The 12902-nt window shown below is 71.4% G+C and carries 12 protein-coding genes; 6 read left to right on the forward strand and 6 right to left on the reverse strand.

The annotated features are described in order from the left end of the window. The first annotated feature begins 122 nt into the window (after window positions 1–122). Entirely contained in the window at window positions 123–1628 is a 1506-nt protein-coding gene (locus QF030_RS05495) for a metallophosphoesterase family protein (RefSeq protein ID WP_307161511.1), read from the forward strand. 69 nt (window positions 1629–1697) lie between these two features. Further along, window positions 1698–2732 carry an LLM class flavin-dependent oxidoreductase gene (locus tag QF030_RS05500; protein WP_307161512.1) on the forward strand — a complete coding sequence of 345 codons (1035 nt, stop codon included), beginning with the start codon at window positions 1698–1700 and terminating at the stop codon, window positions 2730–2732. Between the two features lie 6 nt (window positions 2733–2738). Here the strand turns inward: QF030_RS05500 and QF030_RS05505 are convergent, their stop codons facing one another. Then, window positions 2739–3734 carry a TauD/TfdA dioxygenase family protein gene (locus QF030_RS05505; RefSeq protein WP_307161513.1) on the reverse strand — a complete coding sequence of 332 codons (996 nt, stop codon included), beginning with the start codon at window positions 3732–3734 and terminating at the stop codon, window positions 2739–2741. A gap of 201 nt (window positions 3735–3935) precedes the next feature. Here QF030_RS05505 and QF030_RS05510 point away from each other — a divergent pair, with 201 nt between their 5' ends. Then, window positions 3936–4766: an aldo/keto reductase gene (locus QF030_RS05510; protein WP_307161514.1), complete on the forward strand. Its 831-nt coding sequence runs from the start codon at window positions 3936–3938 to the stop codon at window positions 4764–4766. 170 nt (window positions 4767–4936) lie between these two features. Here QF030_RS05510 and QF030_RS05515 read toward each other — a convergent pair whose 3' ends face one another. The 4 genes from QF030_RS05515 to QF030_RS05530 all read right to left on the reverse strand — a co-directional run bounded on the left by QF030_RS05515 (window position 4937) and on the right by QF030_RS05530 (window position 8969). Next, a complete protein-coding gene (locus QF030_RS05515) occupies window positions 4937–7279 on the reverse strand; it encodes an ATP-binding SpoIIE family protein phosphatase (protein ID WP_307167477.1) in 2343 nt (780 codons plus the stop codon). A gap of 129 nt (window positions 7280–7408) precedes the next feature. Next, the gene (locus QF030_RS05520; protein ID WP_307161515.1) at window positions 7409–7876 is read right to left on the reverse strand and encodes a peroxiredoxin; all 468 of its coding nucleotides are present in this window, start codon (window positions 7874–7876) and stop codon (window positions 7409–7411) included. Then, the gene (locus QF030_RS05525) at window positions 7873–8268 is read right to left on the reverse strand and encodes a DoxX family protein (protein ID WP_307161516.1); all 396 of its coding nucleotides are present in this window, start codon (window positions 8266–8268) and stop codon (window positions 7873–7875) included. The genes QF030_RS05520 and QF030_RS05525 overlap by 4 nt, the downstream gene beginning before the upstream one ends. A 182-nt stretch (window positions 8269–8450) precedes the next feature. After that, window positions 8451–8969: a MarR family winged helix-turn-helix transcriptional regulator gene (locus QF030_RS05530; protein ID WP_307161517.1), complete on the reverse strand. Its 519-nt coding sequence runs from the start codon at window positions 8967–8969 to the stop codon at window positions 8451–8453. 467 nt (window positions 8970–9436) lie between these two features. Between QF030_RS05530 and QF030_RS05535 the strand changes: the two genes are divergently transcribed. The 3 genes from QF030_RS05535 to QF030_RS05545 all read left to right on the forward strand — a co-directional run bounded on the left by QF030_RS05535 (window position 9437) and on the right by QF030_RS05545 (window position 12200). Beyond that, window positions 9437–10291 (forward strand): alpha/beta fold hydrolase, encoded by an 855-nt coding sequence (locus QF030_RS05535; RefSeq protein ID WP_307161518.1) that lies wholly within the window; start codon window positions 9437–9439, stop codon window positions 10289–10291. Between the two features lie 154 nt (window positions 10292–10445). Then, window positions 10446–11282: an alpha/beta fold hydrolase gene (locus QF030_RS05540; protein ID WP_307161519.1), complete on the forward strand. Its 837-nt coding sequence runs from the start codon at window positions 10446–10448 to the stop codon at window positions 11280–11282. Between the two features lie 165 nt (window positions 11283–11447). Then, window positions 11448–12200: a type 1 glutamine amidotransferase domain-containing protein gene (locus QF030_RS05545; protein ID WP_307161520.1), complete on the forward strand. Its 753-nt coding sequence runs from the start codon at window positions 11448–11450 to the stop codon at window positions 12198–12200. A 131-nt stretch (window positions 12201–12331) separates the two neighbouring features. Here the strand turns inward: QF030_RS05545 and QF030_RS05550 are convergent, their stop codons facing one another. Further along, window positions 12332–12778: an Rrf2 family transcriptional regulator gene (locus QF030_RS05550; RefSeq protein ID WP_307161521.1), complete on the reverse strand. Its 447-nt coding sequence runs from the start codon at window positions 12776–12778 to the stop codon at window positions 12332–12334. Window positions 12779–12902: the final 124 nt, after the last annotated feature.

The raw sequence follows: 12902 nt of genomic DNA on the forward strand, positions 1-12902 counted from the left end.
CGCGTCCGGCACGGCACGGTCGGCGGTCGTGCGCGCGATGTCCCGCCGACGGGCGGTGGGAGCACCGTCGTCGCCGGTCACCCCCCTCCTGGCGCACTGTGGATCATTGCTACGGTGCACCGGTGTCTGACTCCTCACGCGATACCGCCGAAGGCGCCGGCTGGGTCGGCGCCGACCGGGGCGCGTACCGACAGCTCATGCCGGACCGGACCGAGAAGATCTCGTGGCTCGATCCCCGGATGCTGTGGGCCGCCCGCAACGGCGTGCTGGCGTCGTGGTTCGGGGACCCGACGGGCCGTACCCGCAGCCGCCTGGTGGCGCAACGGGCGGCGGCCGGCGCGCCCCGGGACAAGGTCGTCCGGCGCACGGACCCGGACAGCTTCTCCTTCATGGTCATCGGCGACACGGGTGAGGGCGACGATCCCCAGTACGCCGTCGTGCCGGGCTTCCTGAGGGCGAGTCAGGGCACGTCCTTCGCCGTGCTCGCCAGTGACGTCATCTATCCGGTCGGCAGCGCCGACGACTACGACGCCAAGTTCTTCCGTCCGTACCGGGACTATCCGGCGCCCATCTACGCGATACCCGGCAACCACGACTGGTACGAGGACCTGGACGCGTTCATGCGGGTCTTCTGCGGCGACGCCCCCGCCCTGCCCGCCGAACCCGCGCCACGCCCCCTCAGCCGCGCCCGGCTGCGTTCCCTGCTGTGGCACCGGCCGCAGGCGCACGACGGCCAACGCCTCGCGCAGGCAAGCGCGTTGAGGTCGGCGACGGGTCAACAGGCGATGCAGCCCGGGCCGTACTGGGCGATCGACGCCGGCCCGGTGCGGATCATCGGCATCGACACCGGGCTGCTGGGCACGCTGGACGCCGAACAGGGCGCGTGGCTGCGCACGGTGTCGCAGGGTCCCCGCCCCAAGATCCTCATCACCGGCTCGCCCCTCTACGTCGACGGCGAGCACCACCCGTGCCCCATCGAAGGCGGCGGCACCGTCGACGACGTCGTCAGCGCCCCCGAGCACCACTACGTGGCGGCGATAGGCGGCGACATCCACAACTACCAGCGCTACCCGGTGCGTCTGGCGGACGGGCGGACGCTTCAGTACGTGGTCTCGGGCGGCGGGGGCGCCTTCATGCACGCCACCCACACCATCCCCCGGGTGTCCGTCGCCGGCGTCACCGAGGGGGACTTCCGCTGCTATCCGCTGCGCGGTGACTCCCTCGCCTTCTACAGCCGGCTCTACGGACGCCGGCTTCGGCTGCGCCGGTTCTTCGCCCTCACCGAGGCCGAGGCCCAGGCGGTGGTCGCCGAACGGCTGGGCATCCCGCCGACCCGTACGCCGGGCCCGCAGGTCAGGGTGACGCGACGGATCCGCCTGCTGGCCGGCCTGCTGGGCACGGGAAGCGGCCCGGAGCGCCGCAAGCGGTTCCGGCTGCCGGTACGCAAGATCTACACCCAGCTCTTCTCGCCGAGTTCGGTGACGTACAGCCCGCCGTTCTTCAAGTCGTTCCTGCGGCTGGACGTCACCCCGGAGTCGGTCCGGCTGCGCTGCTTCGCGGCCACCGGGAACCGCGCCCAGGAGCTGAATCCGCCGGTCGAGGACGAGGTAACGATCCCGCTGCGCTGAGGCCGCCTGCGACAATCGACGCAGAACACCGGTACGGCCGTACATGCCGTCGAACCATGGAGGAGCCCCGTGCCTTCGACCCCACGCCCCCTGCGCAAGCTGGGCTTCCTCACCATCGGGCTGTTCGACGCGGACGACCCGGCCCGGGGGCACGAGACCACGCTGGAGATCATCGAACTGGGTGAGCGGCTCGGTTTCGACAGCGCGTGGGTGCGCCACCGCCACCTCCAGTACGGCATCTCCTCGCCCGTCGCGGTGCTGGCGGCCGCCTCGCAGCGCACCCGGCGCATCGAGCTCGGCACCGCGGTCATCCCGCTCGGCTGGGAGAACCCGCTGCGCCTCGCCGAGGACCTGGCCACGGTCGACATCCTCTCCGCGGGCCGGCTCAACCCGGGGGTGAGCGTCGGCCCGCCGATGCACTACGACCAGGTCAAGGACGCCCTGTACCCGGACACCGCCGACTCGGAGGACTTCGGCTACGAGCGGGTGCGGCGGCTGCTGGACCTGGTGCGCGGCAAGTCCGCCAGCGACTTCAGCGGGGTCGAGGGCTTCGAGGTGTTCTCCGACCGGGTGCAGCCGCACTCCCCCGGTCTGGGCCGCCGCCTGTGGTACGGCGGGGGCAGCCCGGGTTCGGCGCGATGGGCCGGGGAACACGGCATGAACTTCCTCACCAGCAGTGTCGTCAAGGCCGAAGGGCCGCAGGACACCAGGGACTTCGCCGAGATCCAGCTCTCCCACGTCCGTGCCTTCCGCGCCGCCCACCCCGACGGCGAGGCGGCCCGTGTCTCGCAGGGACTCGTGGTCATCCCCACCGACTCCGCCTCACCCCAGCAGCGCGCGAGGTACGAGGAGTTCGCCGCGAAGCGGCTCCCCCGCACGACCTCGCCGCAGGGCCCGGCCCGGCTGCTGTTCGCCCCCGACCTGGTGGGCACCTCGGACGAGATCGCCGAACGCCTGCACGCCCACGCCGCGTTCCGCGAGATCGACGAGGTCGCCTTCGCCCTGCCGTTCACCTTCGGGCACGAGGACTACGTACAGATCCTGACCGACATGGCCACGAAGCTGGGTCCCGCGCTGGGATGGCGGCCCGGCGGCGGAGCATGAGGAACCTCACCAGCGGCCCGGCTCGGTTCCGGTCACCGGCTCGGACGGCCTGCCGTCCACGCCCACGGGGATCTCGCCGGTGAGCATCACCCGGTGCATCGTGCGGGGGAAGCGCAGATGCGCGTTGTCGCTCGGCGCGAGGTGGATGGTGGCGCGGTTGTCCCAGAACGCCACGCTGCCCGGTTCCCAGCGGAAGCGGACCGTGTACTCGGGGCGGGTCGCCTCCTCCAGCAGCATGTCCACGATCGCCCGGCTCTCCGCGCGGGAGAGGTCGGTGATCTGCTCGAGGTAGTAGCCGTTGACGTACAGCACGCGCTCCCCCGTCTCGGGGTGGACGCGTACCAGGGGATGTACCGAGGCGACCTGGTGGTCGAGGAGGTGGCGGACGTACGCGTCGTCGCCGGGGCGGGGCTGGTAGCCGACGCCGAGCCGGTGCTCGGCGCGCAGCCCGGCGAGGAACTCCCGCAGGGGTGCGGAGAGTCCGGCGTGAGCGGCCGCCAGATTGGACCAGGTCGTGTCACCGCCGTAGGGCGGTACCGTCTCGGCGCGCAGGATCGTCGCGGCCGGTGGGTCGACGCGGGCGCCGTGGTCGCAGTGCCAGCCGCGCAGCAGGGTGTGCCGGCGGCGCCGGAGCCACTCCTCGTGCTCCATGCCGAACCTGCCGCCCAGTTCGAGGCGGTCGGCGGTCGTCTCGATCTCCGGGAAGTCGGCCGGGGACGCGCTGCCGCGCCTGCGCAGGACGACGGGTTCGCCGAACCGTCGCGCGAACGCCACGTGTCCCGCGTGGTCGAGGCGCTGCCCGCGGAAGAACACCACCTTCCAGCGCAGCAGCGCCGCCCTGACCACGGCGACCTGGGCGTCGTCGGGTCCTGCGGCCAGGTCGACGCCCTCGATCTCGGCGCCGATGTGTCCTGCGACCGGTTTCACCTCGACTCCGGCCGCCCGCGCGGCCTCCTCGGCCGTCGGGTCGTCGAAGGGGGTGGCCCGGCTGTCCGTCGTCATGCGTGCTCCGCTCGTCTTCACTCGTCGTCCTCAGGGCTCCGGGAAGATCGTGACAGCGAATCGACGGCCTGGCGACAGTGCGTCGGACACCCGTGCCGGGGACGGGCGCCCGCGCCGGGCGGCCTCCGGTTGATCGATCCCCGCCTCATCGGTGAGGCTGGTGGGGCGGCACGGACGACACAGTCGAGGAAAGGTCCCCTGGTGAGCACCATCCCGGAGCACACGCTCAACGACGGTACGAAGCTCCCGGCCCTGGGTCTGGGCACCTGGCCGATGGACGACGCGGAGGCGGAGCGGTCGGTCGCCGAGGCGCTCGACCTGGGCTACCGGCTCGTCGACACGGCGACGAACTATCGCAACGAGAGCGGGGTCGGGCGGGGCGTGACCCGGGCCGGGGTGCCGCGCGAGGAGATCGTGGTGGCGACGAAACTGCCCGGCCGCCACCACGGCTACGAGGAGACCCTCGCCTCCTTCGAGGAGTCCCGGAAGCGGCTCGGGCTCGAGTACGTGGACCTGTACCTGATCCACTGGCCGCTCCCCCGGGTCGACAGGTTCGTCGACTCCTGGCGGGCCATGATCAAGCTGCGCGAGGAGGGTCTAATCCGGTCCATCGGTGTCTCCAACTTCACGGCCGGGCACATCGGGCGGCTGGAGAAGGAGACGGGCGTGCTGCCGTCCGTCAACCAGATCGAGCTGCACCCGCTCCTCCCGCAGGACGAGCTGCGCGCCTACCACGAGGCCAAGGGCGTCCGCACGGAGAGCTGGAGCCCGCTGGGCCGCGGTTCGGCGCTTCTCAAGGACCCGGCCGTCCTCGCCGTCGCCGAGTCGCTGGGCGTGACACCCGGCCAGGTCGTCCTGCGCTGGCACCTCCAGCTCGGTGCCGTCCCCATTCCGAAGTCGTCCAGCCCCGAGCGTCAGCGCGCCAACCTCGACGTCTTCGGCTTCGAACTCGCGCCGGCGCAGGTGGCGGCGATCGCGGAGCGGCCGCACCGGCGCCTGGGCGGCGACCCCGAAGAGCACGAGGAGTTCTGAGCGACGACGACCGCCAGGGCGCTGCCGCGGCGACGGGCGACCTTCTGGCGCGTTGCGCGGACCGACGCCGAGGCGCCCGGTCCGCGGGGGCATTCACGATGCGGCGCGGCGGAGGAGCCGGGCTCGGGTGACCGCCGAGGAGCGGGCGGCGAGGTCGCCCCGCCCGGTCCTCACTCGGGCTCCAGCAACTGCTCCGCCCAGATCGTCTTTCCCCGGTCCGTCTGTCGGCTGCCCCAGCGCTGGGTGAGCTGCGCGACGAGCAGCAGTCCGCGCCCGCCCTCGTCGAAGGCGTGCGCGCGGCGCAGGTGGGGCGAGGTGGAACTGCCGTCGGACACCTCGCAGATCAGGCTGCGGTCGCGGATCAGACGGAGCCGGATGGGGGGTGCGCCGTAGCGGATGGCGTTGGTGACGAGTTCGCTGACGACGAGTTCGGTGACGAAGGCGGCCTCCTCCAGGCCCCACGCGGTCAGCTGCTCGGTCGCCGCCTGGCGGGTGGCGGCGACCTGGGCGGGGTCCGGCTCGACGTCCCAGGTGGCGACCTGGTCCGCGCCGAGCGCCCGGGTGCGGGCGAGCAGCAACGCGACGTCGTCGCCGGGCTCTTCCGGCAGGACGGCCTTCAACACGGTGTCGCAGAGGGCGTCGAGCGTGGCGGCGGGTGCGGTCAGCGCGCTGCACAGTTCGCCGGTGGCGCGGTCGACGTCGCGGTCGCGGTCCTCGATCAGCCCGTCGGTGTAGAGGGCGACGACCGCGCCTTCGGGCAGCTCCAGTTCGACCGCCTCGAAGGGCAGTCCGCCGACCCCGAGCGGGGGCCCGGGGGTCGTGCGGATCAGCTGTGCGGTGCCGTCGGGCAGGACGAGGACGGGGGCCGGGTGCCCGGCGGCGGCGACGGTGAGACAGCGGCTGACGGGGTCGTAGACGGCGTAGAGGCAGGTGGCGCCGAGCTCCGCGACGTCCTCGCCGGCGTCGTCGTACGCCGCGAGGTGGGTGACGAGGTCGTCGAGGTGGGTGAGGAGCTCGTCGGGCGGCAGGTCCACGTCGGCGAGCGTGCGCACGGCCATGCAGAGCCGGCCCATGGTCGCCGTCGACGGGATGCCGTGTCCGACGACGTCGCCGACGACGAGGGCGACCCGGCTTCCGGAGAGCGGGATGACGTCGAACCAGTCGCCGCCGATGCCCGCCATGGAGCCGCTGGGCAGATAGCGGTGGGCGACCTCGACGGCCGCCTGTCCGGGCAGGCCCCGGGGCAGCAGGCTGTGCTGGAGGGCGAGGGCGGTGGTGCGTTCGCGGGCGAAACGGCGGGCGTTGTCGACGCAGACGGCGGCCCGGCTGGCGAGTTCCTCGGCGAAGACGGCGTCATCGGCCTCGTAGGCGTCGGGATGGGCGATACGGACGCCGACCAGGACGCCCAGCGTGATGCCCCGGGCCCGCAGGGGCACGGAGATCACCGAGTGGACCCCGCTGCGGAAGCGGCGGCCCTCCGGTGCGCGCTCGTTGCGTTCGGCGAGCCAGTCCATGAAATCGGGCTCACCCGCCTGGATGCGGACGGCCCGTCCCGCGTGCAGGGCACGGGCCGGCGGGCTGAACGGCGGGTGGACGTCGGTCTCGCCCAGACGGACCGCCGCCTCCGGGGTGCCCTCGTGGCCGGAGCCGTGGGCGACGCGGCGCAGCACGACCTCGCCGTCCGTGACGGGCGGCGGCTCGTCGGCTCCCAGGACCCAGTCCAGCAGGTCCACGCTGGCGAAGTCGGCGAACCGGGGCACGAGGAGCTCGATCACCTCCTCGGCGGTGCGCACCACGTCCAGAGTGGTGCCGATGGAGGCGGCGGCCTCGTTCAGCAGGGCCAGGCGCCGGCGGGCCAGGTACTGCTCCGTGCTGTCGAAGGCCGCGAGGGCGACGGCGGCCACCGCTCCGGAGTCGTCGCGCACCGGCCACATCTCGGTGGTCCAGGCGTGCTCCCGGTTGAGGGACGGGGCTCCGGTGAAGCTCTCGTAGCGCGTCGGGCGGCCGGTCTCGGCGACGTGGCGCAGATGCCAGTCGAAACCCCGGCTGTGTTCGGCCTCCTCGACGGTCTCGGGGAAATGGCGGCCGAGCAGGACCTCCTCCGGCACTCCCATGACCATGCACGCGGTCTCGTTCAGGCGCAGGTAGCGCTGCCCGGTATCGAACACGGACATCGACATGGAGGCCTGCTGGAAGGCTCGCCCCGCCAGCGTGGGCTCCGGATCGGTGGGCCGCTGCGCGGTGAGGGTGAACCCGGTGGGGCGGGCGTCCGCGCCGAGCACCGGGCAGGCCGTCACGACGAGGGTGACGGGGTGGCCGTCGCGGTGGCGTACGACGACGGGGCCGGTCCACTCGCCGTCCGCGCGTCGGGGCAGGTCCTCGGCGAGCAGGTCGGCCGCGGGCCGGCCCACGGCCTCGTCGGCCGCATGGCCCGTCAGCAGACGGGCACCCTCGCTCCAGCCCGTCACGATGCCGTGAGCATCGATGACCGCAGCAGCGACGACATGCTCCATGCCGTCCAGGATGGTCCCTTTGTCCCCACGCATCAACCGCGACGGTCCGACCCCGGAGGCACGGCGTCGCTCCCCGCTCGGGCCTCCCCTGCGTTCACAGGCCCCTCGGGACCCTCCCGCCCGCGTCGCTCAGGCGCGGTGGGCGCGCAGCGCGTCGAGAGCGCGGTCGGCGTGGGTGTTCATCCGCAGCTCGCTGCGGACGACCTCCAGGACGGTGCGGTCCTTGCCGATGACGAAGGTGACCCGCTTGGTGGGGGCGAGAGAGAAGCCGCGCTTCACGCCGAACCGTTCCCGCACCGCCCCGTCGGCGTCCGACAGCAGCGGCATGCCGAGCGAGTGCCGGCCGGCGAACTCCTGCTGGCGGTCGACGGAGTCCCCGCTGATCCCGACGGGCCGGGCGCCCACGGCGGCGAACTCGGCCGCCAGATCACGGAAGTGGCAGGCCTCCGCGGTGCAGCCCGCCGTGAGGGCGGCGGGGTAGAAGAAGAGGACCACCGGCCCGTCGGCGAGCAGGTCGGTCAGGCTGCGCACCGCGCCGGTCTCGTCCGGCAGCGCGAAGTCCTCGACGAGGTCGCCGGTTTCCAAGGCCTTGGTCATGACCGGCCCTCGATCTTCGCGGTGTTCGCACCCTCGGCGACGCTGCGGGCCCACAGCACGAGGGGCGCCTGGAAGGGCAGCCGGGCCACGGCTGCGGCCCTGAGCGGAGCGGGGCGGTGACGCCAGTCCCATGCCATCTTGACGTTGGCGGGGAAGACCCCGACGAAGAGCCCGGCCGCGGCCAGTGCGGCCGTCCTGCGGGTCCGCGGCAGGGCCACTCCCGCGGCCAGCGCCAGCTCGGCCACACCGCTGGCGTACGTCCAGGCCCTGGGCGAGCCCGGGAGCGTGCGCGGGACGATCGCGTCGAAGGGGCGCGGGACGGCGAAGTGGGCCACGCCCATGCCGGCCAGCAGGCCCGCCAGGAGCAGGGGTGAGCGTTCGGACCGGGACACGGTTCCTCCTCTGATGACCTGGCGCCCGACATTACTGGAGGGTAGGCGGGAGTCCGGCGGCAGGGTCGCGAGGAGGCCCGTTCGGGGCTCGCGTCGTCCGGGGCCCGGGTGTGGGCGAGGGTCGGCTCGCTCGGCAGCGGGCCGACGGACCCCGTCGGCCTCGCCGGTTGCCGCGCCTGAGGTCAGCCGCCGGGTGCCGCGGCCGGCTGCTCGGTCTCTTCCTCGAGGGAGTAGGAGAGGAAGTCGTCGACCATGCGGTGGAAGAGCGTGGCGAGCTGTCCCAGCTCCTCCGGGGACCAGTCCGCCAGCACCAGCTGCATCCCCCGGGCGCCCGCCTCCCGGACCCGGTCGACGGCCGCGCGGCCCGCCTCCGTGAGCTGGATCCGCTGGGCCCGGCCGTCGTCGGGGTCGGGGACCCGTGTGACGTAGCCGGACTTCTGGAGCTGCTGCACCGTACGGGTCACATGGGAGGCCTCCACGCCCAGTCGCTGCGCCAGCTCTCCCGGCCGCAACGGCTCGGAGTCGGCGACCTGCCGCAGCAGCGCCACGGCGGCGCGGTCCAGCGGAACCCCGGCCAGCGTCATCAGCCGTTCGTGTTGGCGGGCGCGGGTGCTCAGGTAGGTGATGCGAGTGAGCGCGCGCTCGATCTCGATCACTTCCGGAGACGCGACGGGGGGCAACGGGAGCGGTTCGGACGACATGCAAGCCACTTTACCATCTTGTTGCGTAACTCAAGTAACTTACTGAACACGTACGCCTCACGGGCGCTCCGGCTCCTATCCGGCCCGGTCCGCGCTCCCGCTGGGCAGCCGCCGGACACAAGCCGCCCGCAACGCCCGTCACCACACGGCCAACCGCACCTGCACCGCTCGGCCACTCGGCCACTGGGCCACTGGGCCACTGCCTCTTTGCCGAGTGCTCATTCTTATCCGTAATCATCTCGGCTACGTTTATGTTACTGTAGCCGCGGCGGTGGCAGAAAGGCGAGAGTCTCGCATCTACGCAGGTGAGAGCGGCGACTTGGGGAGCCATCCGAACCGGCTGGTGCGTCCGACATCTTGTCCGGCGCTGCATTCGCCGACGTGCCAGGCACTCCCCCGGCCCGCGCCGTGGGACAGCAGGACCTGCCGCTCGAAGAACGACACCTCTCAAGGAGATACAGACGCATATGAAGGCGAAGATGAAGCGTGTGCTGCGCCCCTCCCGTCGGCGTGTTTCCGCGCTCGCGGCCGTGGCCGGCGTGGCCGCTCTCAGCCTGGCGTCCATGACGTCGGCCCCCGCGGCCACCGCCGGGCCCGCCGCGCAGGCAGCGAAGCCCACGGTCGTGCTGGTGCACGGGGCCTTCGCGGACTCCTCCAGCTGGAACAGCGTGATCACGCGCCTGCGGCACGACGGCTATCCGGTCGTCGCTCCCGCCAACCCGCTGCGTGGGGTGGCCGGCGACTCGGACTACCTGGAGAGCTATCTCAAGAGCGTGAAGGGGCCGGTCGTCCTCGTCGGCCACTCCTACGGCGGTTCCGTGATCAGTGACGCCGCCGCGGGCAACCCGGAGGTCAAGGCGCTCGTCTACATCGCCGCGTTCGTCCCCGACAAGGCCGAGACCCTCGCGGAACTCGGCGACAGGTTCCCGGGGGCGACCCTCCCCTCGGCCCTCAACGCTGTGCCCTATCCGCTGCCCGGCGGAGGCACCGGCACCGACCTCTACGTCCAGAAGGACAAGTTCCACGACGCCTTCGCCGCCGACGTGCCCCGGTCGGTCACCGACATCATGGCCGTCACCCAGCGTCCGCTGGCCGCCTCGGTCTTCGACGAGAAGACCACGAAAACCGCCTGGAAGACCATCCCCTCCTGGGACCTGGTCACCACCCAGGACCACGCGATCGCACCGGCCGAACAGCGCTTCATGGCCAAACGCGCCCACGCGCACACCATCGAGGTCAACTCCTCGCACGCGGTCGCCATCTCCCACCCCGGCACGGTCACCCGCCTCGTCGAACAGGCCGCCCGAGCCACCTCCAAGTAACCCCCTTGGGACATCCGTGCCGATCACGACCCGCCGCCTCCGGCCGTCGGTGAGGTGATCGGCGGGCCCGCCGGAGCGGGCGCGTTAACGGGTGAGTGGAGCAGTCGTTCAGTTCTGGATGTCGGAGCGCAAAACACTATGGAGGTTGGACGTCATGGGACGTATCAAGATCGGCACGGAGAACAGCACGGATATCGAGGTGCACTACGAGGACAAGGGGGCGGGTCAGCCGGTGGTGCTGATCCACGGTTACCCGCTGGACGGGACCTCGTGGGAGGGGCAGACGTCGGCGCTGCTGGAGGCCGGCTATCGGGTGATCACGTATGACCGGCGGGGTTTCGGCAAGTCGAGTCATCCTTCGGCGGGTTACGACTACGACACCTTCGCCGCCGACCTGAACGCCGTACTGGAAGCACTGGATCTGCGTGAGGCGGTGCTGGTCGGGTTCTCGATGGGCACCGGCGAGGTGGCCCGTTACCTTTCCGTCTACGGTTCGGGGCGTGTCGCCAAGGCCGTGTTCCTGGCCTCGCTGGAGCCGTTCCTGGAGATCACCGAAGACAACCCCGACGGTGCCGCGCCTGCTTCGTTCTTCCAGGGTGTCTCCGAGGCTGTCAAGAACGACCGGTACGCGTTCTTCACCGGCTTCTACAACGACTTCTTCAACCTCGACGAGAACCTGGGCACCCGCGTCAGCGAAGAGGCGGTTCGCAACGCCTGGAACATCGCCGCCGGGTCGGGCGCGATCGCCTCGGCCGCCGCGCCTCTCTCCTGGCCCACCGACTTCCGTGCCGACATCCCCAGGATCGACGTCCCGGCCCTGATCGTGCACGGCACCGCCGACCGCACCCTCCCCATCGACGCGACCGGCCGCCGCTTCGCCAAGGCCCTGCCCACCGCCCAGTACACCGAGATCGACGGCGCTCCCCACGGCCTGCTCACCACCCACACCGCCGAGGTCAACGAAGTTTTGCTGAACTTCCTCGCTCAGTAAGCCGCACCTCTGCACCTCTGCACCTCTGCACCTCTGCACCTCTGCCTGGTCGGCCGGCTCCGGCTGGCCGACCGCGCCCGCGTCCTCGTATCCCGCCTCATCACGCCCCCCTGCGCGATTCGCCTCACCAGGGGTGATCGTCCTACTGATGCACAGGAAGTCACCATGAAGGTTCTGATCGTCCTCACCTCGCACGACAAGCTCGGTGACACCGGCCGTAAGACCGGGTTCTGGCTGGAGGAGCTCGCCGCGCCGTACTACCGGTTCAAGGAGGCAGGCTGGGACATCACCCTCGCCTCCCCCAAGGGCGGCCGTCCCCCGCTGGACCCCAAGAGCAACGAGATCGCCAACCAGACCCCAGTGAGCAACGAGATCGCCAACCAGACCGACCAGACCCGCCGCTTCGAAACCGACCCGGAAGCGACCGCCGCGCTGGCGACCACCGTACGCCTGGACTCCGTCAACGCCGACGACTACGACACCGTCTTCTACCCCGGAGGCCACGGCCCCCTGTGGGACCTGGCGGAGGACACCGTCTCCGCCCGCCTGATCGAGACGACGCTGCGTTCCGGCAAGCCCCTGGCCCTGGTCTGCCACGCCCCCGGCGTCCTGCGCCACACCGTCAACGAAGACGGCACGCCCCTGGTACAGGGCAGGAAGGTCACCGGCTTCACCAACTCCGAGGAGGACGGCGTCGCCCTGACCGACATCGTCCCCTTCCTCGTCGAGGACGAACTCGTCAATCTCGGCGGCATCTACTCCAGGATCGGCGACTGGCAGCCCTACGTTGTCCAGGACGGCCTGCTCATCACCGGACAGAACCCCGCCTCCTCCGGCCCCGCAGCCGACACCCTCATCGCACTCACCACGGCTCGGGCCGGATCCGTCAGCGAGGAGAGCCTGCCCGCCTCCGCGTGAAAGATCTTCCTCGCGCTTTCGGCCCGGCGGGCTTCAGCCCGGCGGGCCGAAAGCGTTTCGCACAACGCCTATGGCCGACTCTCGCTCCGCCTTACGGCACAGTCCTCCCCGGCCGGCGCGGAGGATCGCGGTCAGGCGCTCTCCAGGAGCCGCGCCGCCTCCGGAACACCTTGCGCGATGTCCTGCACGGTGAAGTGCCCGAGGGCCGTCGCCACAGCGTGGGCGACCGTACGGTCGATCGACACCAGGGACTTCTGGACGGACCGGCCCATGACACATGAGGGATCGGGGCCGTGCAGTCCGAGCACGGGTTCGTCGCCCTGAAGGAGCAGCCATACCTGTGCGAGGGGGATCTGGGCAGGGTCGGCTGCCAGTTCCCAGCCGCCGTTCACGCCGGACCGGGAGCGGACCAGCCCCGCGTTCCGCATCGGTCCGAGGACGCGGCGTACATAGACCGCGTTGACGTTGGCACTCTTGGAGAGTTCCTCGGAACTCACGGCGTGGCCATCAGCGGCGACTGTCAGGATGACTAGTACGTGCACGGCGACGGCGAACTGGGTGTTCGTGGAGCGGGCCATTACCCCATCTTGCCATTTTTGTCACCATCGTGGCTACAGGCGCCAGGCGCCTGCCCGGGAACCCGAGAAGGACTACGCAGACGTGGGAACAGGCGGACACGATGTGCGCACCCTCGGCCGAGCC

This window comes from Streptomyces rishiriensis, assembly GCF_030815485.1.
GTDB classification, from domain to species: domain Bacteria; phylum Actinomycetota; class Actinomycetes; order Streptomycetales; family Streptomycetaceae; genus Streptomyces; species Streptomyces rishiriensis_A.

What these genes read in the sequence shown, in the direction of transcription:
- QF030_RS05550 (WP_307161521.1), bottom strand. Translation starts at nt 12,778, where the DNA reads ATGGCCCGCTCCACGAACACCCAGTTCGCCGTCGCCGTGCACGTACTA.
- QF030_RS05545 (WP_307161520.1), top strand. Translation starts at nt 11,448, where the DNA reads ATGAAGGTTCTGATCGTCCTCACCTCGCACGACAAGCTCGGTGACACC.
- QF030_RS05520 (WP_307161515.1), bottom strand. Translation starts at nt 7,876, where the DNA reads ATGACCAAGGCCTTGGAAACCGGCGACCTCGTCGAGGACTTCGCGCTG.
- QF030_RS05505 (WP_307161513.1), bottom strand. Translation starts at nt 3,734, where the DNA reads ATGACGACGGACAGCCGGGCCACCCCCTTCGACGACCCGACGGCCGAG.
- QF030_RS05540 (WP_307161519.1), top strand. Translation starts at nt 10,446, where the DNA reads ATGGGACGTATCAAGATCGGCACGGAGAACAGCACGGATATCGAGGTG.
- QF030_RS05515 (WP_307167477.1), bottom strand. Translation starts at nt 7,279, where the DNA reads ATGGAGCATGTCGTCGCTGCTGCGGTCATCGATGCTCACGGCATCGTG.
- QF030_RS05535 (WP_307161518.1), top strand. Translation starts at nt 9,437, where the DNA reads ATGAAGGCGAAGATGAAGCGTGTGCTGCGCCCCTCCCGTCGGCGTGTT.
- QF030_RS05530 (WP_307161517.1), bottom strand. Translation starts at nt 8,969, where the DNA reads ATGTCGTCCGAACCGCTCCCGTTGCCCCCCGTCGCGTCTCCGGAAGTG.